Here is a 17,749-nt window from a genome sequence, read left to right as displayed (position 1 = left end):
TTCGTGTATTCAGAAACCGCTTTAGAATCAAGAAACCGCGCCCTTTGGAGGCGCGGTTTCACGAATTGGTTATCGTTTGACCCTATTTCTCAGGTATCAGGCCCCTTGGGCTAAATCTGAGAACAATCAACAGGATAAGACCCATAGTGAACAGGCGCATATGGGCAGCGCTTTCGATCAGATGCGCTTTTAGCCAACTGCCATCCGGCATGCCCGATGTGATCAGGTTCATCAGCCACAGGCCGATTGGCTCCACCTGAACCCACAGGAACCAGATCAGAAATGCTCCAAGAACGGACCCGAAATTGTTGCCCGAACCGCCAACGATCACCATCACCCAGACCAGAAAGGTAAAACGTAAGGGCTGGTAGGCGCTTGGTGTCAGCTGACCGTCCAGCGTGGTCATCATAGCCCCCGCGATCCCGCAGATGGCCGACCCCAGAACAAAGATCTGCAAGTGGCGGCGGGTCACGTCTTTGCCCATCGCCTCGGCCGCGACCTCATTGTCACGGATCGCGCGCATCATGCGGCCCCACGGGCTTTTCAATGCCATCTGGGCCATCCACAGCAACGCCAGCAGGACGATCAAGAACAACAGCGAATAACCAAGTTTGACCGAAAGGGTAGAGGCTGTGACCGGATCAAGCCCGAACCATTCCGCGCGCGCCAGAAACGCCGGATCTTGTTGCAGTTCAACTTCGTAACCGACAACAGGGGACGGGCGCGGAATGCCGTAGACATTTTTAACGCCCCGGGCCAGCCAGTCTTCGTTCTTCATGACGGCAATGATGATCTCGGCAATACCCAGCGTGGCAATCGCTAGATAATCCGACCGCAGACCCAAAGCCGTTTTACCGATCAGCCAGGCAGCGCCCGCCGCAAGCAATCCACCGGCGGGCCAGGCCAGCAGAACCGGGAGGTTCAGACCGCCGATATTACCTGCAATCGCTGGGTCGATAGCTTCGACTGCAGCAACATTAGGGTCAAACACAGCGCGGTAAATGAAGAACCCTACAACCAGAACTGCGATGATGGTCAGGGTCTGAGCCCGACCTTTCCGCATCTTGGTCGCCACCAGAACAGCGGCAACAACGGTCGCAGCCCCCAACAGCAGTGACAATACAATCCCGTAACCGCCCGCAACCCAGGCCCCCGGCGTAGGCGGTGTTGACACCAGCACCACGGCCAGACCGCCAAGCGCGACGAAGCCCATCACACCTACGTTGAACAGGCCCGCAAAGCCCCATTGCAGGTTGACCCCAATCGCCATGATGGCCGAGATCAACCCCATGTTCAGGATCAGAATGGCGGTATTCCAGCTTTGAGTGAAACCTGTCAGCAGGATCAAACTGGCGACAACAGCAAAAAGCAGCGTGTTTTTGACAGACTCCGTCATACCGCTTTCCCCTTGAACAGGCCCGTGGGCTTAAACAGAAGCACGATCAGCAGGATCACGAAGCTGACGGCGAATTTGTAGTCGGTGGACAGGAACTGGACCAAGCCTGAGGGTTCCAGACTTTCCGGAGCCAGATAGGTCAGCACCTTTTTCCACGCATAGGTGATGGTCACCTCGGAAAACGCGATGATGAACCCACCTGCGATGGCACCCAGCGGATTGCCAAGCCCGCCCACAATGGCCGACGCAAAGATTGGCAGCAGAAGTTGGAAATAGACGAACGGCTTAAAGCTCTTGTCGAGACCGTAAAGAACCCCAGCCGTGGTCGCCAGTGCGGCGACGATGATCCATGTGATCATCACCACACGCTCGGGGTTGATGCCGGACAGCAGCGCCAGATCTTCATTATCCGAATAAGCACGCATGGACTTGCCGGTGCGGGTTTTGTTGAGGAACCAGAACAGCAACGCCACTGCGACAACCGCCACGATCACGGTGATGCCTTGCGAGGTTTTGATCGCCAATCCCTCGCGCAGCCCGGTCAATGCTTTGAAGTCGCGCGCCGAGATAATGAACCGCGCACCGTCCGAGAACCTTTGATCATCCGGCCCGATGATAAAGCGCACGATGCCGTTCATGATGAACATCACGCCCATCGAGACGATCACAAGGATCACCGGTTTGGCCTTTTGTTCCCGGTAGAACCTGTAAACCAGCCGGTCGGTGATCAGCACCAGAATGATACAGCCCAGAATGGCAAAGGGCAGGGCCAGCAGAGCGGTTGGCAGCGGCCCGAAACTGACCCCGGCAGCTTGCAGGCCCCACGTGACCAGAACAGCGATCATTGCGCCAAAAGCCATCGTATCGCCGTGGGCAAAGTTCGAAAACCGCAGGATGCCATAGATCAGCGTCACCCCCAAAGCCCCCAGCGCCAACTGGCTGCCATAGGCGATTGCGGGAACAAGGACGAAGTTGGAGAGCGCCACAAGGGCGTTAAGGAAGTCCATTAGCTATTTACCTCGCAGCGGCCAAGGCCGGTCAGGCTTATACCTTTGCCTACAAAGACGTGGGTCGTGTACGCGACAATCCCATCAGCGAACAAGCTGAAGGTGTAAGATGCTGATCGATCAGAATCCCAGCCATGTGCGGTCATCAAGTCATCGGTCACTTGCTGGACCTTTAGCAACGGCAAACTGTCATCTCCAAGGTCAAAACGAAGCTGGTTGTCTGGCAAGGTTACAAAGTCGAAATCAACTCCGAGACCCGTTTTGGTTGTCTGACATGCATCTACATTAACACACGTGTATTCCAGCTTACATCTCGTGACGTCTTGTGCGGTGGCCGCACCGGTATTGGCAGAAAGAACTGCCATGAGGGCCAAAACTTTCATCCTCACCCCCCCAAGAAACTCTTACGAACCTCAGGATCGGCCAGCAGTTCTTTGCCTGTGCCGGTATAGGCATTCCGCCCCTGAACCAGCACATATCCCTTGTCCGCGATCTCCAGTGCCTGACGGGCGTTCTGTTCGACCATCAGGATCGGCAAGCCAGTACGCGAAACCTCGATAATCCGATCAAACAGCTCATCCATCACGATGGGAGACACACCGGCAGTGGGTTCGTCCAGCATCAGAACCTTGGGCTGAGTCATCAACGCGCGGCCCACGGCGACCTGTTGGCGTTGACCGCCTGACAGCTCTCCGGCGGCCTGATTGCGCTTGTCGCGCAGGATGGGGAAGAGGTCATAGACCTGCTCCATCGTCTCGGTGATATCGTCACGTCGGATGAAGGCGCCCATTTCCAGGTTCTCTTCCACCGTCATGGACGTGAAGATGTTCGAGGTCTGCGGCACAAAGCCCATGCCTTTGATCACGCGGTCCTGCGGTGACAGCTTGGTGATGTCTTCGCCGTCCAGCCGAACCGAACCGGCACGTACGTCCAGCATGCCGAAAACGGCTTTCATCGCGGTGGACTTGCCCGCGCCGTTGGGGCCAACGATCACCGCGATCTCACCCTTGTCGACCGCAATGGTGCAATCATGCAGAATGTCCGGCCCCTTGCCATAGCCGCCGGTCATCGTGTCGCCAATCAGGAAGGGGCCGCCGCCACCAACGTATTGCGCTTCACCACTTTTGGGATGCGCAGGCGTCATCGTGCCAACGCCGTGCGTGTTGGTGATCGAGGCGTCCTTGTTCCCTTTGTCGTCGTGGTAAGGATTGTCGCTCACGCGCCTGCCTCCAGCTTGTCTTTGTTCTTCAGGCCGGTGCCCAGATAAGCCTCGATCACATGCTCATTCGCTTTGATCTCGTCCAGAGTGCCCTCGGCCAGAACCTTGCCCTCGGCCATACAGATGACCGGGTCACAGATCTTGCCGATGAAATCCATGTCGTGCTCGATGACTACGAAGGTGTAGCCGCGTTCCTTGTTCAGGCGCAGGATGGTGTCGGCAATGGTCATCAGCAGGGTACGGTTCACACCGGCACCGACCTCGTCGAGAAACACGATCTTGGCGTCGACCATCATGGTGCGGCCAAGTTCCAGCAGCTTTTTCTGCCCGCCCGAGACCTGACCCGCCTTGTGGTCGGCCAGGTGTTCGATGGTCAGAAACTCAAGCACCTCATCGGCCTTGGCCCGCAGCGCGCGTTCTTCATCCGCGATGCGCTTGCGGCCAAACCAGGTGTTCCACAGCGATTCACCCGATTGCGCACCGGGCACCATCATTAGGTTTTCACGGCAGCTCATCGAGGAAAACTCGTGCGCGATCTGGAAGGTGCGCAGCAATCCCTTGTGAAACAGCTCATGCGGGGGCAGGCCGGTGATATCCTCACCATCCATGAACACCTTGCCGCTGGTAGGTGGCAGAACGCCCGCGATCACATTGAACAGAGTGGTTTTTCCTGCACCGTTCGGCCCGATCAGGCCGGTGATCGACCCTTTTTGGATTTCCAGCGATGCCCCGTCCACCGCGTGAAATCCGCCGAAATGCTTGTGCACGTCTTCGACGACGATCATGTTATCCCCTTGCCTTTGCCTCGCGTCGCGAGGTGCAGCCTTTTGTCATTGAAACAGCCCGGACACAAGGCCCGGGCTGCTTGTTTTTATGGTATTTTACGTTTGATCAACGGAAGTTTACGGTCTTGTTTTCGCCGTCGGTCACTTCGATCTCGCGATAGGAACCGGCACTTTCACCGGGGCCGATCAGCTCAACACCAGACGCACCGACATAGTCGATGTCCTGACCGTTGGCCAAAAGCTCCAGCCCCTTGGCCAGCTCACCCGGATAAATCTTTTCACCCGGTGCGTTGGCAACTTCCATGACCTTGCCTGCGTAATCGGCCGGATTGGTCGATCCCGCAGCCTGCATGGCGAACATGAACAGCGCAGCAGCGTCATAGGATTCCGGCGAGTACGGCGAAGAGCCGTCAAAACCGGCAGCTTCGGCCAGAGCAAAGTACTTTTCAGGACCTTCGCCACCCGCACCCGCGATCTGACCGAAAGAACCGTTCAGGTCGGGGCCGACATTGGCCGGCAGCGAGTCACCGATCATGCCGCCCGGCAGACCGAATGTGTCATATGCACCGCTGTCCAGCGCCGATTGGATGATGCCAAGACCACCTTGGTCCAGATAGCCTGCGACAACCAGAATGTCGCCACCTGCCGACGCCAGTGCGCCAACTTCAGCGGAATAGTCCGCCTTGCCGTCTTCATGCGCGGCCACGATGGTCACTTCGCCACCTGCGGCCTCGAACGACGACTGGATCGCATCCGCCAGACCCTTGCCATAGTCATTGTTGGTATAGGTCAGGGCGATGGATTCGATGCCGCGATCTTTGAGGATGTCTGCCATCACCTGGCCTTCACGCGCATCCGACGGGGCGGTGCGGAAGAACAGACCATTGTCTTCCATTGTCGACAGGCCCGGAGATGTTGCCGAAGGCGAAATCATGACCATGCCGTTTGGAATTGCAACGTTCTGCAAAATCGCACCGGTCACGCCCGAGCAATCGCCGCCAATGATACCGGCAACACCGTCCGCGATCATGCGTTCACCGTTCGAGGTGGAAAGGCCGTTGTCGATACAACCCGTGTCGGCACGCATACCGGAGACGGTGGCGCCATCCATGAACTTGCCGGACTCGTTGACCTCGGCAATTGCCAACTCGGCACCGGACCCCATTGCTGGTGCGAGAGATTCAATCGGGCCGGTAAAGCCGATCAGAATACCCAGTTTCACATCGTCTGCCATGGCCGCGCCGGCCAGAAGTGCAGTTGCTGCAGTTGCAGTAAGCAGCTTTTTCATACGGTTACTCCCTGTTATGAACAACTTTGTTCTGGCCCTGACCCTAGGCAAGCTGCCCGAAAAAGAAAAGTCCTAACGCAAACGTGTTTTTGCTGATCGGGAAACTAACTGTTTTGCTAGAAATTCTTCTGTGACCGTCACCGAAAGGGACCAGCATGTTTCGTGTCTTTATGATGATTCTGTTTCTCTCGCTCAGCGCTGTTTCAGCTACGGCACAGACCCTGCCGACATCCGCCGGGAACATTGAAGTGACCAAAATGGTCGGTGGCCTGGATACACCTTGGGCGGTGGGCATCCTACCGGACGGGACGTTCCTGGTAACCGAGCGGGACGGTGATTTGCTGTTCGTCCGGAACGGCAAGACCAACACGGTGCGCGGTGTTCCCAAAGTCGCTGCCACAGGGCAGGGCGGACTGCTCGACGTGACGATCCCCCGCGATTTCGCGCAAAGTCGCGAGGTCTTTCTGACCTTCTCAAAACCTCAAAACCAAGGGGCTGGAACGGCGGTCGCTGTGGCTCGCTTATCCGAGAACGGAAAACGCCTGACCAATGTGCGCGTGATCTACGAAGCCACGCCCGGCGGATCAGGTGGCAGGCATTTTGGCAGCCGCGTTGTTGAGGCACGGGACGGAACGTTGTTTGTAACGATCGGCGATCGTGGAGAGCCTGACAGCGCACAGGACAGGTCATCTCCGATGGGTTCGGTCATTCGGATCAATCGGAACGGATCTATCCCAGCTGATAACCCATTCGTCGGGCAATCGAACGTCAAACCCGAAATCTGGTCTTTTGGGCATCGCAACCCTCAGGGGGCCGCGCTGGATGCGCGGGGGCGGCTATGGGTTTCAGAACATGGGGCACGTGGCGGGGATGAAGTTAATCAACCGCGCGCAGGCCGAAACTACGGCTGGCCCGTCATTTCTTACGGCACGCATTATTCAGGTCAAAAGATTGGCGAGGGCACCGCGAAGGCCGGATTGGAACAGCCGAAACTGTTTTGGGACCCATCCATCGCACCCTCTGGTCTGCTGGTCTATTCCGGTAAACTCTTGCCGCAATGGAAGGGCGACATTTTTGTTGGCTCGTTGAAGTTCGATTATATCGCCCGACTTGCAGGTAATCCGCTGCGCGAAGTCGAGCAAATCAAGGGTCCCGAGACCGAGCGCGTGCGCGATATCGTCGAGGCCCCGGATGGATCGATCTGGTTCATTTCGGTTGGGAAGGGTGCCGTGTACCGAATGGCACCCTAGGGTTAAACTGACAACCGACCGCTTTGCGCCCCACGCTCACGGTAGGGCGTGGTGTTGTAATGCGCGCGGTAGCACTTTGAGAAATGGCTGGGCGAGGCAAACCCGCAGGCAAGCGCTACGTTGATCACACTCATGTCCGTCTGCATCAAAAGGTTCCGTGCTTTGTGCAGTCGAAGCTCCATATAATAGCGCTTTGGCGAACGGCTAAGGTAACGGCGGAAAAGACGCTCCAGCTGTCTGGTCGACATTCCTACATCCTTGGCCAGAATCGAAGGTGAAATCGGTTCTTCGATATTCTTTTCCATCATCAGGATAACCTGGCTGAGTTTGGGATGGCGCACACCAATCCGGGTCGGTGTCGAAAGGCGCTGCGTGTCCTGATCCGTCCGGATCGACGAATAGATCATCTGGTCCGCCACCGCATTTGCCAAATCTTCCCCAAAATCATCCGCAATCAGTTTCAGCATCAAATCGATCGAAGATGTTCCGCCCGCCGTTGTCATGCGGCTACCGTCAATCTGGAACACCGATTTCGTCAGCTCGACCTCGTCAAACTCTTCGACAAAGCTGTCCGAGTTTTCCCAATGAATCGTTGCCTTCTTGTTGTCGAGCAAACCGGCTTTGGCCAACGTGTAGGCTGCGGTGCACAGCCCACCGATTCGCAGCCCTCGGCGCGCTTCGCGCCGAAGCCAGTTCAGAACGCGTTTGGTGGTCGCTGTCTGAACGTCCACGCCACCGCAAATCAGAACCACATCATCGCGTTGCAGTTCTTCCAGATCCGTATCCAGCTTGAACTCGGTTCCCGCTGAGCATGTAACGGTTTCACCGCCTTCGCCCGACAGCGTCCAAGTATACAATTCCTGGTTCGCCATACGGTTTGCGATCCGCAAACTATCAAGGGCCGAGGCAAAAGACAGCAACGAGAACTTGTCCAGAAGAACAAAAACATAATGGCGCGGGATGGCCTCAGCGTCTTCCACTGTGACTGCCTGGCGTTGCACTTGCATGGCGGGTTGTCCTTACTTCGGCGCTGAATACGGCCGTATCCAGCGACAGATTTAGAACTCACCATGATCAAAGCTTGTTTGCGCCGTCAAGAGGCGCAAATGGGATATGGTCACTCTTCAAAGCTTTTTGTATAGAGGCCACCTGAACACTTCAGCGGAGATCAAAGCTATGACCGAATGGCAAAAAACGAACTGGCGCAACAAGCCCCGGGTTCAGATGCCAGACTATACCGACGCGGCCGCTCTGGCCAAAGTCGAGGCTCAGCTTTCACAGTATCCCCCGCTGGTCTTTGCCGGTGAGGCGCGGCGTCTCAAACAACACCTGGGTGCCGCCGGTCGCGGCGAGGCCTTCCTGCTGCAAGGCGGGGATTGTGCTGAAAGCTTTGAACAATTCAGCGCGGATGCGATCCGTGACACCTTTAAGGTGATGCTGCAGATGGCAATGGTTCTGACCTATGGCGCAAAAGTGCCGGTGGTCAAAGTTGGCCGTATGGCGGGGCAGTTTGCCAAGCCGCGCAGTGCACCAACCGAGGTGTTGGATGGTGTGGAACTGCCCAGCTATCGTGGTGACATCATCAACGAACTGGCCTTCACGCCCGAAGCGCGCATCCCGAATCCTCAGAAAATGCTGCAAGCCTATACACAGGCTGCTGCCACTCTGAACCTGCTGCGGGCATTTTCGACCGGTGGTTTCGCAGATATGAGCATGGTTCATTCTTGGACCCTTGGGTTCACCGATGAACAGGACGTGCAGAAGTATTCCGAGATTGCCGATCGCATTCAGGACACCATCGACTTCATGGAAGCGGCCGGGATCACGGCGGACACCACACACGAGTTCTCGACCGTCGAATTCTACACCAGCCACGAAGGGCTGCTGCTGGAGTATGAAGAGGCGCTGACGCGTCTGGATTCGACCTCGGGCAACTGGCTGGCAGGGTCTGGCCACATGATCTGGATCGGCGACCGCACGCGTCAGCCGGACGGTGCTCATGTGGAATTCTGCCGTGGCGTTCTGAACCCAATCGGCCTGAAATGCGGCCCGACGACGACTGCCGAAGATCTCAAGGTTCTGATGTCCAAACTGAACCCCGAAAACGAAGAAGGTCGCCTGACCCTGATCGCGCGCTTTGGTGCGGGTAAAGCAGGTGAGCACCTGCCGCGTCTGGTCAAAGCCGTGAAGGAAGAAGGGGCCAAGGTTACCTGGGTCTGCGACCCGATGCACGGCAACACGATCAAGTCGGCCACGGGTTACAAGACCCGTCCGTTCGATTCTGTCCTGCGCGAGGTGCGTGACTTCTTTGGCGTACATCAGGCCGAAGGCACCATCCCCGGTGGCGTGCATTTCGAGATGACTGGTCTGGATGTAACCGAATGCACCGGCGGCGTGCGCGCGGTGACCGAAGAAGATCTGTCGGATCGCTACCACACCGCCTGCGATCCGCGTCTGAACGCGTCCCAGTCGCTGGAACTGGCCTTCCTAGTGGCCGAAGAACTGACAAACCTACGCCGTAACGGCAGCAAACGCGCCGCCAGCTAAACGGTCGTAAATCAATTGAAACAGCGGGCCATTGGTCCGCTGTTTTTCGTTTTGTGAAACGTCAGTCGTCGCGTGACACCACCAATCGCAAGTGATTGGCAGGGCGTTTGAATTCGCCTTCGTCTTCCGCGAACCCTTGAACAGGTTGTGGTGCGACAGGGCTTGGGGTCTGAAAATCAGCAACGGGCTTGACCCGCGTGTCCGAGATTGAGAACCGTCGAGGTGTTTTACCAATAGTTCCGTCAGCGACCATCACACCCAAAACGCGGCTGACATCGCCAAGATCACTTTTCAACGGCAGCAAAATCATTCGAGCCTGCATCCGTGCGCGACCCATTATTCCGCCCGAGATCAGCCCCAACTCTGCTGCAGCGGGCGCAGCAAACACCTGCTCAAGCGCATCCTTGACCCCCGCGCGATCGTCGGGCTGGAAGAACGCGGTCAAGGGCATGCCCCGCACTTCCATCCCCGCAAGCGCGTTCAAATGGCTACCGGCCAGACGAAACCGGGCAAGACCGGGCGCGATGCGCTCTAGTATAAACGTGTATTCCAGGATTTTTTCCAAACCGCGCGGATCGATCTGAGAGCGCATGGGAACGCTGTCACCGCCCAGCAACGCGGTCCAATACGCCTCGGCCTGGCGGATCGGCGAAAGGCTGCGCCCATTGTCAAAGCGATCCATTGCGACGATCTTTCCAAATTCTGACCCGGAACCAATCCCGAAAAAGGTTTTCATCTTCTTACCCTTGCGCCAAAAGGACGCCATTTTCCTAAAATGCAACACATCGGGAGCATCCGCGGCCTGCAACCCATTGCTTTGGGCAGTTTGACTCGGGTTAATTCAATTTTGGAGCAATTCTTTAACGAATGGTTAACCCGCACCAAACAATTGCCACGTCAGCAAATACTTGCTCTGCACCGGCCTATAGCATTAGGTGCAGCAGATGTTTGAGGTTGCAGAACCGCAAGAAAGGGCAGGAATGATCAGATCCATGACCGGGTTTGCCTCGGGAAAGGGGCAGCACGGGCCACATAGCTGGACGTGGGAACTGCGCAGCGTTAACGGCAAGGGCCTTGATATGCGCCTGCGCGTGCCGGATTGGTTGACAGGTTTAGAAGCCGCATTGAGGGCAAAACTGTCCAAATCCCTCAGCCGCGGAAATGTTACTCTGTCGATGCGTCTGAGCCGCGAAGACTCGGCCCCGGACCTAGTCCTGAATGAAACCGCCATGACTGCGGCCCTAACCGCGCTTGAGCAGACAGAGCAGATGGCGTCGTCGCGCGGAATTTCTTTGGCACCAACGCGGGCATCAGACCTGTTGGCCTTAAAGGGGATGCTGGATGCAGGTTCGGACTCAGATGATCCAGGCCCATTGGTTGCGCATCTTGCTGCGGAATTTGACACGCTCGTAAGCGCCTTCCTCGACATGCGCCGGGCTGAAGGCGACGCATTGACTACTGTCCTGAACACGCAACTGGATCAGGTCGCCACTTTGACCGCGAAGGCAGCTGAGCTGGCGGAAAAGCGCAAGGACAAGATGGCAGAAGCCCTACGGGAAAACCTGGCACGGGTTCTGGACAATTCTCAGGGTGCGGATCCCGAGCGCGTAGCACAAGAACTCGCTATGATCGCCGTCAAAGCCGATATCACGGAAGAGATCGACAGGTTGGCGGCACATGTTACAGCCGCGCGCGATCTGTTGGGGCAGAACGGTGCCGTGGGCCGCAAACTGGATTTTCTGATGCAGGAGTTCAACCGTGAGGCCAACACGCTGTGTTCAAAGGCCCAAAGCTCGGACCTGACGGCGGTTGGACTTGAGCTTAAGGCGGTAATAGATCAAATGCGCGAGCAAGTGCAGAACGTAGAATGAGTATGGGAACAACTGACATGGCGGATCGCCGCGGCCTTTTAATCATCCTGTCTTCTCCGTCCGGGGCGGGCAAATCCACATTGGCCAAACGGTTGATGGCCTGGGATACGGATCTGGAATTTTCGATCTCGGCCACGACCCGCGCACCGCGCCCCGGTGAAGAACATGGGCGCGAGTATTTCTTTCTGTCAGAGGACGAGTTCAAGCAGCAGGTTGCCGAAGGGCAGATGCTGGAGCACGCCCATGTTTTCGGAAACTTCTACGGTTCACCGGCAGAACCCGTGCGCAATTCGATCAACACCGGCAAGGACGTTCTGTTTGACGTGGACTGGCAAGGTGAGGTGCAGATCAGAAACTCTGACCTCGGCAAACATGCCCTGTCGATCTTTATTCTGCCACCGTCGATCCCCGAACTGCGCCGCCGTCTTGAGACACGTGGTCAGGACAGCGATGATGTGATTGGCAAGCGGATGCTCAAAAGCTGGGATGAGATCAGCCACTGGGGCTATTACGACTATGTCCTGATCAATGACGATCTTGAGGCAACCGAAGAAAAGCTTAAGACCATTGTCAGCGCCGAGCGAATGCGCCGCATCCAGCAACCAAAGCTGCAACAGCATGTGCGTAAACTGCAAAATGAGTTCGAGGGCCTGTCATGACCATTTACGCGCTGGGGGATCATACGCCCGAGATTCACGAAGACACATGGGTCGCACCTGATGCCAACCTGATCGGCAAAGTGGTGTTAGAGCAGGGTGCCTCGGTTTGGTTTGGCTGCACGATCCGCGCCGATCACGAGGAAATCCGTGTCGGCGCAGGCAGCAATGTTCAGGAAAACTGCGTCATGCATATCGATGCGGGCTTTCCTTTGACCATCGGTGCAAATTGCACGATCGGGCACAAGGTGATGCTGCATGGGTGCACCATTGGCGACAACTCTTTGATCGGCATGGGCGCAATTGTTCTGAACGGTGCCAAGATCGGGCGGAATTGCCTGATTGGGGCAGGGGCCCTGATCACCGAGGGCAAGGAAATTCCAGATAATTCGCTGGTCATGGGTGCGCCGGGCAAAGTCGTGCGTCAATTGGACGAGGCGGCGGCGCAACGCATCACGCTCAGCGCGCTGCATTATCAGGAAAACATGCGCAAGTTTCGCAAAACTTTAAAACCCGTCTCGTAAGGCGTCCGGGCCAATTGAGATGTAAGTTATGTCCACCGACCTGTTAGACGAATTTGTCCGAGCTATTCCGATGCCTGCGCTGATGGTGGATCAGACAGAACGGATAATAGCCGCCAATACCGATGCAACGACCCTGCTTGGCCTGAATATAGTCGGTCGGCATTTCGCCACGATCCTGCGGCAACCTCAGGTATTGGAAGCCATCGAACAAAGCCTTCAGTCCAAGAGCACGAAAAAGACGCGTCACCTGTCCAATGACGGCGCGCAGGACACGACATTCGAAGTTGAGTGCCGCTATATGAACGGGATTGGTGCTGTGTCCGGCGGTGCCATCCTGGCCACGTTTCAGGACATCACTCATCTGGAACATGCCAGTCAAATGCGTCGGGATTTCGTGGCCAATGTCAGTCACGAGCTGCGTACTCCACTGACTGCGTTGATGGGCTTTATCGAAACCCTGCGCGGACCGGCGCGTGATGATCCCGGCGCACGCGACAGGTTTCTCCAGATCATGACAGATGAAGCCAACCGGATGAACCGTTTGGTCGGTGATTTGTTGTCGCTCAACCGCGTCGAAAGCGAAGAACGCGTGCGACCCAGTGAGCAACTAGAACTTACCGGGTTGCTACAATCCATTCTGAATTCGGTTCGTCCGCTTGCCGAGGATGCAGGCGTAGACCTGACGCTTGAGGCTCAGGACGGTCCGGTCTCAGTGACCGGCGACAGTGACCAGCTGCGTCAGGTTTTCACCAACCTGATCGAGAACGGCATAAAATATGGCGGCAGCGGCGGAAATGTTTTGGTTCGCGTTTTGTCTATGGACCGGGACACAGCGATGCGGGGCCCGTCAGTGCGCGTACAAGTCATCGACCGGGGCCCCGGTATTGATCCGATTCACCTTCCACGATTGACCGAGCGATTCTATCGCGCAGACAGCCACAGATCCCGACAATTGGGCGGAACCGGACTTGGGCTTGCCATCGTCAAACATATCGTCAACCGGCACCGGGGCCGGCTGCGTGTTGAAAGCGAGCTGGGTAAAGGCTCTGTTTTTACGGTGATTTTACCACGTTAGCCCCTCGTCGGGCTGAACCTCGCGCAGCTTACGTTTGCAAAGCCGGGTCACTTTACGACAAGTAAAGCGTTACAAAACGCAGGTTGTCATAAAACCGTTACACACTTGTCACAAAAGGCTTACGCACGCGGCCTAGGGGTTCGCGCAGGATCATCATGGGGGTGATCAAACATACCTTTTCAGGGAGACTGAAATGTCCTTTGTCAAACTGTCGGCTTCTGCGCTGGCGATTGCTGCCGTCTCGGCAACCACTGCTGCTGCCCGTGACAACGTACAGGTTGCCGGTTCGTCGACCGTTCTGCCTTATGCTTCGATTGTTGCTGAACTGTTCGGTGAAAACACCGACTTCCCGACCCCGGTTGTAGAATCCGGCGGCTCTTCGGCCGGTCTGAAGCGTTTCTGTGAGGGTGTTGGCGAAAACACCATCGACGTTGCAAACGCATCGCGTAAAATCCGCGAAAAAGAAATCAAAGCCTGTGCCGAAAACGGCGTGACCGACATCATGGAAGTCCGCATCGGCTATGACGGTATCGTCTTTGCAAGCCAGCAGTCGGGCCCTGCCTTCACTGCATTTGAGCCTGCCGACATCTACAACGCCATCGGTTCGAAAGTCATGAAAGACGGCGCGCTGGTCGACAACAGCTTCAACAGCTGGGCCGAATTCAATGCCGATCTGCCGGACGTTGAAATCGCAATGTTCATCCCGGGCACCAAGCACGGCACCCGTGAAGTGTTCGAAGACAAGGTTCTGCTGGAAGGCTGCGAAGCCACTGGCGCCATGGAAGCCATGGTTGCAGGCGGCATGAGCGAAGATGACGCCGAAGACGCATGCCTGGACGTCCGCACCGACGGTAAGTCGGTCGACATCGACGGTGACTACACAGAAACTCTGGCGCGCATCGACACCAACCCCAACGGCATCGGCGTGTTTGGTCTGGCGTTCTATGAGAACAACACCGACAAGCTGAAAGTGGCCACCATGGGCGGTATCGCACCGTCGACCGAGACCATCGCGTCGGGTGAATACCCTGTGTCGCGTCCGCTGTTCTTCTACGTCAAGAAAGCGCATATCGGCGTGATCCCTGGCCTGAAAGAATACGCACAGTTCTTTACTGCTGACGAAATCGCAGGCGGTTCCGGCCCTCTGGCCAACTATGGCCTGGTTGCAGATCCTGAGCTGGCCAAGACCCAGGACGCCATCGCAAACGAAGTTACCATGGGTTCGGGCAGCTAATCCCGCCTTTGGCTTGAATGACCGGGGGCGGCAGCTTATGCCGCCCCCAACTGTGTTTTCCGAAATTCCCAGCCAAGACCTTACGGGGGTGTCATGCCGATACTATGGCTCTTTCTGATCGTGCTTGCGATCGCCGCAGTCGGTTATGTGTCAGGACGCGCACGCGCCTTGCAAAGCGCAGGCGGAGACAGCAGGAACCTGCACTCGCTGCCAACTTACTACGGCGCAAATGTAGCCCTTAAAGCGATTGTACCCGCCTTTGGTCTGCTGATCATTTGGCTGCTGGCCCAGCCGCTATACGTGTCGTCTCAGGTTTCCGAAATGATCCCGGAGACTTCCGTCAAAGAAGGCTCGTCACTGAGCCTGGTTATGGCTGAAGTACGCCGCACGGCGGACGGGCTGAACAACGCTGTGGCCGCCGGCGTGCTGTCGGAAGATCAGGCCCGCAACGCGCGCGCGGACGTAACCGACGTGACGCAGCGCCTGAAAGATGCCGGGCAGGTGGTGACGTCCGAGATCACTCAACCGGTTCTGCGGGCTGCACAAAGCTACCGCGCCATGAATTCCACCGGTTACGCGATCATGACGGGTGCGGTCATTCTGGTGGCTCTGATTGGAGCCGCAATCAGCTGGTTTCAGACACATTCCGACTACCGTGCCCGCAACGTGGTCGAGCAGGGGGTCCGCTTTCTGCTTCTGGCTGCGGCTTCTATCGCAATTCTGACGACCATCGGAATTGTTCTGTCGCTGGTCTTCAACACGTGGGAGTTTTTCAAGCTCTATCCCGCGTCTGACTTCTTCTTTGGTACAACCTGGGCGCCCAGCTTCTCGGGCCGCGGCGGCGCATCGGATCTGGGGATCATCCCTCTGCTGTGGGGCACGTTCTATATCTCGTTGGTGGCTCTGCTGGTGGCTGTGCCCATCGGACTGTTTGCCGCGATTTACCTCAGCGAATACGCCTCATCCCGCGTACGCTCTGTCGCTAAGCCGCTGCTTGAGGTTCTGGCCGGAATCCCGACCATCGTTTACGGTCTGTTTGCCCTGCTGACTGTCGGCCCGCTTTTGCTGGACGTGTTCGGCGATAACGGTTTGGGCTGGATGAAGGCAGGTACAGCCGTAATGACCGCTGGTATTGTCATGGGCATCATGCTGATCCCATTTGTTTCGTCTCTGTCTGACGACATCATCAACGCGGTACCTCAGGCGATGCGCGACGGGTCCTACGGTTTGGGTGCGACCCAATCCGAGACCATTCGCCAAGTTGTTCTGCCAGCCGCATTGCCCGGTATCGTGGGTGCGATCCTGCTGGCGGCATCGCGGGCGATCGGTGAAACCATGATTGTGGTTTTGGGGGCAGGGGCCGCCGCCCGGCTAAGCCTCAATCCTTTTGAAGCGATGACAACCGTCACCGCCAAAATCGTCAGCCAGTTGACTGGTGACGCGGACTTCGCCTCGCCCGAGGCGCTTGTCGCCTTTGCCCTTGGCATGACCCTTTTCATCCTCACGCTGGGGCTCAACGTTTTTGCCCTCTACATCGTGCGTAAGTATCGGGAGCAGTACGAATGACCGACGCAAGCATGGACACCCCGAACGCAGGCCGTCACGCGACTTCGTTGATGGCCACGGACCCACGGACAAAGAAGCGTGCGAATGCAGAGAAGCGTTTCCGCGCCTACGGCATCGTTGCAATCGCGACAGGGCTTTTCTTTTTGATCGTGCTGTTCGCTTCGATCCTGTCGCAGGGCATCCCGGCCTTTCAGCGTACCGTCGTGAGCGTCGAGTTCACTCTGTCGCCGGCACAACGCGACGAAGCGGAAGGCACTCTTTTCAAGACCAAAGCCTATTCCGACCTGTTTATCGGTGCGCTGAACGATCAGTTGACCGAAAGCGGTGTCACCGTCGATTTCGATCAGGACGCGATTGAGCGTCTTTTGGGTAAAGTGGGTGGCACGATCCGCACCTTTTACGCGGACAACCCAGAAAAACTGGGGGAACCGGTACAGTTCGATCTGGCCGCCTCAAGCCGGGTTGACGGATACTTCAAGGGTCGCGTTTCGCGTGACACCCTGCAAGACAGCCGCTTCCTGCAACTCAGCGACCTTGATCTGGTCGATGCCCTGAAAGAGGCAGGTATCATCAAACAGGCATTTAACTGGCCCTTCATTACAGGTGCAGACTCGGGCGTGGACAACCCCGGAGGGGCGGGCATCGGCGCTTCGGTTGTTGGTTCGTTCTTCATGATGCTGGTGGTTTTGGCGCTGTCATTGCCCATCGGTGTCGCGGCTTCGATTTACCTTGAGGAATTCGCACCGCAGAACCGATTTACGGACCTGATTGAGGTGAATATCTCTAACCTCGCAGCCGTTCCGTCGATTGTGTTCGGTATTCTGGGTCTGGCCGTGTTCATCCAGTTTATGCACCTGCCGCAATCGGCGCCCTTGGTCGGTGGTCTGGTGCTGACCCTGATGACGTTGCCGACAATCATCATCTCGACCCGCGCTTCGCTGAAGGCGGTTCCCCCGTCGATCCGTGACGCAGCGTTGGGGGTAGGGGCCTCGAAAATGCAGGCCGTGTTCCACCACGTTCTGCCGCTGGCCGCACCGGGTATTCTGACCGGCACCATCATTGGTCTGGCGCAAGCCCTGGGCGAGACCGCACCATTGCTTCTGATCGGCATGGTGGGCTTTGTGGCGCGCGGATATCCCGATGGCTTCGTCGCTGGCTTTACCGAGCCGAACTCGGCCATGCCAGCGCAGATCTACACCTGGGCCGCGCGCGCCGATGTTGGGTTTTACGAGAAAGCCTGGGGCGGCATTATCATCCTTTTGATGTTCCTGCTGACCATGAATATCATCGCAATCATCCTGCGCCGCCGCTTTGAACGCCGCTGGTAAGAG

The 17,749-nt window shown here is 57.0% G+C and carries 17 protein-coding genes; 9 read left to right on the top strand and 8 right to left on the bottom strand.

Features of this window, described 5'->3' with window-relative positions; genetic code table 11:
- Positions 1-82 precede the first annotated feature (82 nt).
- The 6 genes from ACR3EH_RS00710 to ACR3EH_RS00685 all read right to left on the bottom strand — a co-directional run bounded on the left by ACR3EH_RS00710 (position 83) and on the right by ACR3EH_RS00685 (position 5,695).
- The gene (locus tag ACR3EH_RS00710) at positions 83-1,396 is read right to left on the bottom strand and encodes a branched-chain amino acid ABC transporter permease (RefSeq protein ID WP_171183193.1); all 1,314 of its coding nucleotides are present in this window, start codon (positions 1,394-1,396) and stop codon (positions 83-85) included.
- Entirely contained in the window at positions 1,393-2,403 is a 1,011-nt protein-coding gene (locus ACR3EH_RS00705; RefSeq protein ID WP_171183195.1) for a branched-chain amino acid ABC transporter permease, read from the bottom strand. The genes ACR3EH_RS00710 and ACR3EH_RS00705 overlap by 4 nt, the downstream gene beginning before the upstream one ends.
- The gene (locus ACR3EH_RS00700; protein WP_171183196.1) at positions 2,403-2,786 is read right to left on the bottom strand and encodes a hypothetical protein; all 384 of its coding nucleotides are present in this window, start codon (positions 2,784-2,786) and stop codon (positions 2,403-2,405) included. The genes ACR3EH_RS00705 and ACR3EH_RS00700 overlap by 1 nt, the downstream gene beginning before the upstream one ends.
- A gap of 2 nt (positions 2,787-2,788) precedes the next feature.
- Entirely contained in the window at positions 2,789-3,622 is an 834-nt protein-coding gene (locus ACR3EH_RS00695) for an ABC transporter ATP-binding protein (RefSeq protein ID WP_171090013.1), read from the bottom strand.
- Complete coding sequence (locus tag ACR3EH_RS00690; protein ID WP_171174031.1) at positions 3,619-4,407, bottom strand: ABC transporter ATP-binding protein; 789 nt, start codon at positions 4,405-4,407, stop codon at positions 3,619-3,621. Before ACR3EH_RS00690 ends, ACR3EH_RS00695 begins: the two co-directional genes overlap by 4 nt.
- A gap of 106 nt (positions 4,408-4,513) precedes the next feature.
- Positions 4,514-5,695 carry an ABC transporter substrate-binding protein gene (locus ACR3EH_RS00685; RefSeq protein WP_171090017.1) on the bottom strand — a complete coding sequence of 394 codons (1,182 nt, stop codon included), beginning with the start codon at positions 5,693-5,695 and terminating at the stop codon, positions 4,514-4,516.
- Between the two features lie 155 nt (positions 5,696-5,850).
- Here ACR3EH_RS00685 and ACR3EH_RS00680 point away from each other — a divergent pair, with 155 nt between their 5' ends.
- The gene (locus ACR3EH_RS00680) at positions 5,851-6,945 is read left to right on the top strand and encodes a PQQ-dependent sugar dehydrogenase (protein WP_171675559.1); all 1,095 of its coding nucleotides are present in this window, start codon (positions 5,851-5,853) and stop codon (positions 6,943-6,945) included.
- Positions 6,946-6,947: 2 nt separating this feature from the next.
- Here the strand turns inward: ACR3EH_RS00680 and ACR3EH_RS00675 are convergent, their stop codons facing one another.
- Positions 6,948-7,952, bottom strand: coding sequence for a GlxA family transcriptional regulator (locus ACR3EH_RS00675; protein ID WP_171105248.1), 1,005 nt, complete (start codon positions 7,950-7,952; stop codon positions 6,948-6,950).
- A gap of 169 nt (positions 7,953-8,121) precedes the next feature.
- On the opposite strand from ACR3EH_RS00675, the gene ACR3EH_RS00670 reads away from it, so the two are divergent.
- On the top strand, positions 8,122-9,492 hold the full coding sequence (locus tag ACR3EH_RS00670) for a class II 3-deoxy-7-phosphoheptulonate synthase (RefSeq protein WP_171183200.1): 1,371 nt from the start codon (positions 8,122-8,124) through the stop codon (positions 9,490-9,492).
- 61 nt (positions 9,493-9,553) lie between these two features.
- On the opposite strand, the gene ACR3EH_RS00665 is transcribed toward ACR3EH_RS00670, so the two are convergent.
- Positions 9,554-10,228 (bottom strand): PAS domain-containing protein, encoded by a 675-nt coding sequence (locus tag ACR3EH_RS00665; protein WP_171646941.1) that lies wholly within the window; start codon positions 10,226-10,228, stop codon positions 9,554-9,556.
- Positions 10,229-10,472: 244 nt separating this feature from the next.
- On the opposite strand from ACR3EH_RS00665, the gene ACR3EH_RS00660 reads away from it, so the two are divergent.
- The 7 genes from ACR3EH_RS00660 to pstA all read left to right on the top strand — a co-directional run bounded on the left by ACR3EH_RS00660 (position 10,473) and on the right by pstA (position 17,746).
- Positions 10,473-11,363 (top strand): YicC/YloC family endoribonuclease, encoded by an 891-nt coding sequence (locus ACR3EH_RS00660; protein ID WP_171646942.1) that lies wholly within the window; start codon positions 10,473-10,475, stop codon positions 11,361-11,363.
- Between the two features lie 17 nt (positions 11,364-11,380).
- Entirely contained in the window at positions 11,381-12,022 is a 642-nt protein-coding gene (gmk, locus tag ACR3EH_RS00655) for a guanylate kinase (protein ID WP_171090030.1), read from the top strand.
- Positions 12,019-12,543 (top strand): gamma carbonic anhydrase family protein, encoded by a 525-nt coding sequence (locus ACR3EH_RS00650; RefSeq protein WP_171183206.1) that lies wholly within the window; start codon positions 12,019-12,021, stop codon positions 12,541-12,543. The genes gmk and ACR3EH_RS00650 overlap by 4 nt, the downstream gene beginning before the upstream one ends.
- Positions 12,544-12,571: 28 nt before the next feature.
- Positions 12,572-13,618: a sensor histidine kinase gene (locus ACR3EH_RS00645; RefSeq protein WP_171183207.1), complete on the top strand. Its 1,047-nt coding sequence runs from the start codon at positions 12,572-12,574 to the stop codon at positions 13,616-13,618.
- Between the two features lie 193 nt (positions 13,619-13,811).
- Entirely contained in the window at positions 13,812-14,852 is a 1,041-nt protein-coding gene (locus ACR3EH_RS00640) for a substrate-binding domain-containing protein (protein WP_171090036.1), read from the top strand.
- Positions 14,853-14,945: 93 nt separating this feature from the next.
- Positions 14,946-16,418, top strand: a complete 1,473-nt coding sequence (pstC, locus tag ACR3EH_RS00635) for a phosphate ABC transporter permease subunit PstC (RefSeq protein WP_171183209.1) — start codon at positions 14,946-14,948, stop codon at positions 16,416-16,418.
- A complete protein-coding gene (gene pstA / locus ACR3EH_RS00630; protein WP_171646943.1) occupies positions 16,415-17,746 on the top strand; it encodes a phosphate ABC transporter permease PstA in 1,332 nt (443 codons plus the stop codon). The genes pstC and pstA overlap by 4 nt, the downstream gene beginning before the upstream one ends.
- Positions 17,747-17,749: the final 3 nt, after the last annotated feature.

This window comes from Ruegeria sp. BG7 (genome assembly GCF_056535685.1).
This window is presented reverse-complemented; position numbering and strand designations above follow the sequence as displayed.

Bases quoted from the DNA above. Each gene is read 5' to 3' on its own strand.
- ACR3EH_RS00710 (WP_171183193.1), bottom strand. From the start codon at position 1,396: ATGACGGAGTCTGTCAAAAACACGCTGCTTTTTGCTGTTGTCGCCAGT.
- ACR3EH_RS00705 (WP_171183195.1), bottom strand. From the start codon at position 2,403: ATGGACTTCCTTAACGCCCTTGTGGCGCTCTCCAACTTCGTCCTTGTT.
- ACR3EH_RS00700 (WP_171183196.1), bottom strand. From the start codon at position 2,786: ATGAAAGTTTTGGCCCTCATGGCAGTTCTTTCTGCCAATACCGGTGCG.
- ACR3EH_RS00690 (WP_171174031.1), bottom strand. From the start codon at position 4,407: ATGATCGTCGTCGAAGACGTGCACAAGCATTTCGGCGGATTTCACGCG.
- ACR3EH_RS00685 (WP_171090017.1), bottom strand. From the start codon at position 5,695: ATGAAAAAGCTGCTTACTGCAACTGCAGCAACTGCACTTCTGGCCGGC.
- ACR3EH_RS00680 (WP_171675559.1), top strand. From the start codon at position 5,851: ATGTTTCGTGTCTTTATGATGATTCTGTTTCTCTCGCTCAGCGCTGTT.
- ACR3EH_RS00675 (WP_171105248.1), bottom strand. From the start codon at position 7,952: ATGCAAGTGCAACGCCAGGCAGTCACAGTGGAAGACGCTGAGGCCATC.
- ACR3EH_RS00670 (WP_171183200.1), top strand. From the start codon at position 8,122: ATGACCGAATGGCAAAAAACGAACTGGCGCAACAAGCCCCGGGTTCAG.
- ACR3EH_RS00665 (WP_171646941.1), bottom strand. From the start codon at position 10,228: ATGAAAACCTTTTTCGGGATTGGTTCCGGGTCAGAATTTGGAAAGATC.
- ACR3EH_RS00660 (WP_171646942.1), top strand. From the start codon at position 10,473: ATGATCAGATCCATGACCGGGTTTGCCTCGGGAAAGGGGCAGCACGGG.
- gmk (WP_171090030.1), top strand. From the start codon at position 11,381: ATGGCGGATCGCCGCGGCCTTTTAATCATCCTGTCTTCTCCGTCCGGG.
- ACR3EH_RS00650 (WP_171183206.1), top strand. From the start codon at position 12,019: ATGACCATTTACGCGCTGGGGGATCATACGCCCGAGATTCACGAAGAC.
- ACR3EH_RS00645 (WP_171183207.1), top strand. From the start codon at position 12,572: ATGTCCACCGACCTGTTAGACGAATTTGTCCGAGCTATTCCGATGCCT.
- ACR3EH_RS00640 (WP_171090036.1), top strand. From the start codon at position 13,812: ATGTCCTTTGTCAAACTGTCGGCTTCTGCGCTGGCGATTGCTGCCGTC.
- pstC (WP_171183209.1), top strand. From the start codon at position 14,946: ATGCCGATACTATGGCTCTTTCTGATCGTGCTTGCGATCGCCGCAGTC.
- pstA (WP_171646943.1), top strand. From the start codon at position 16,415: ATGACCGACGCAAGCATGGACACCCCGAACGCAGGCCGTCACGCGACT.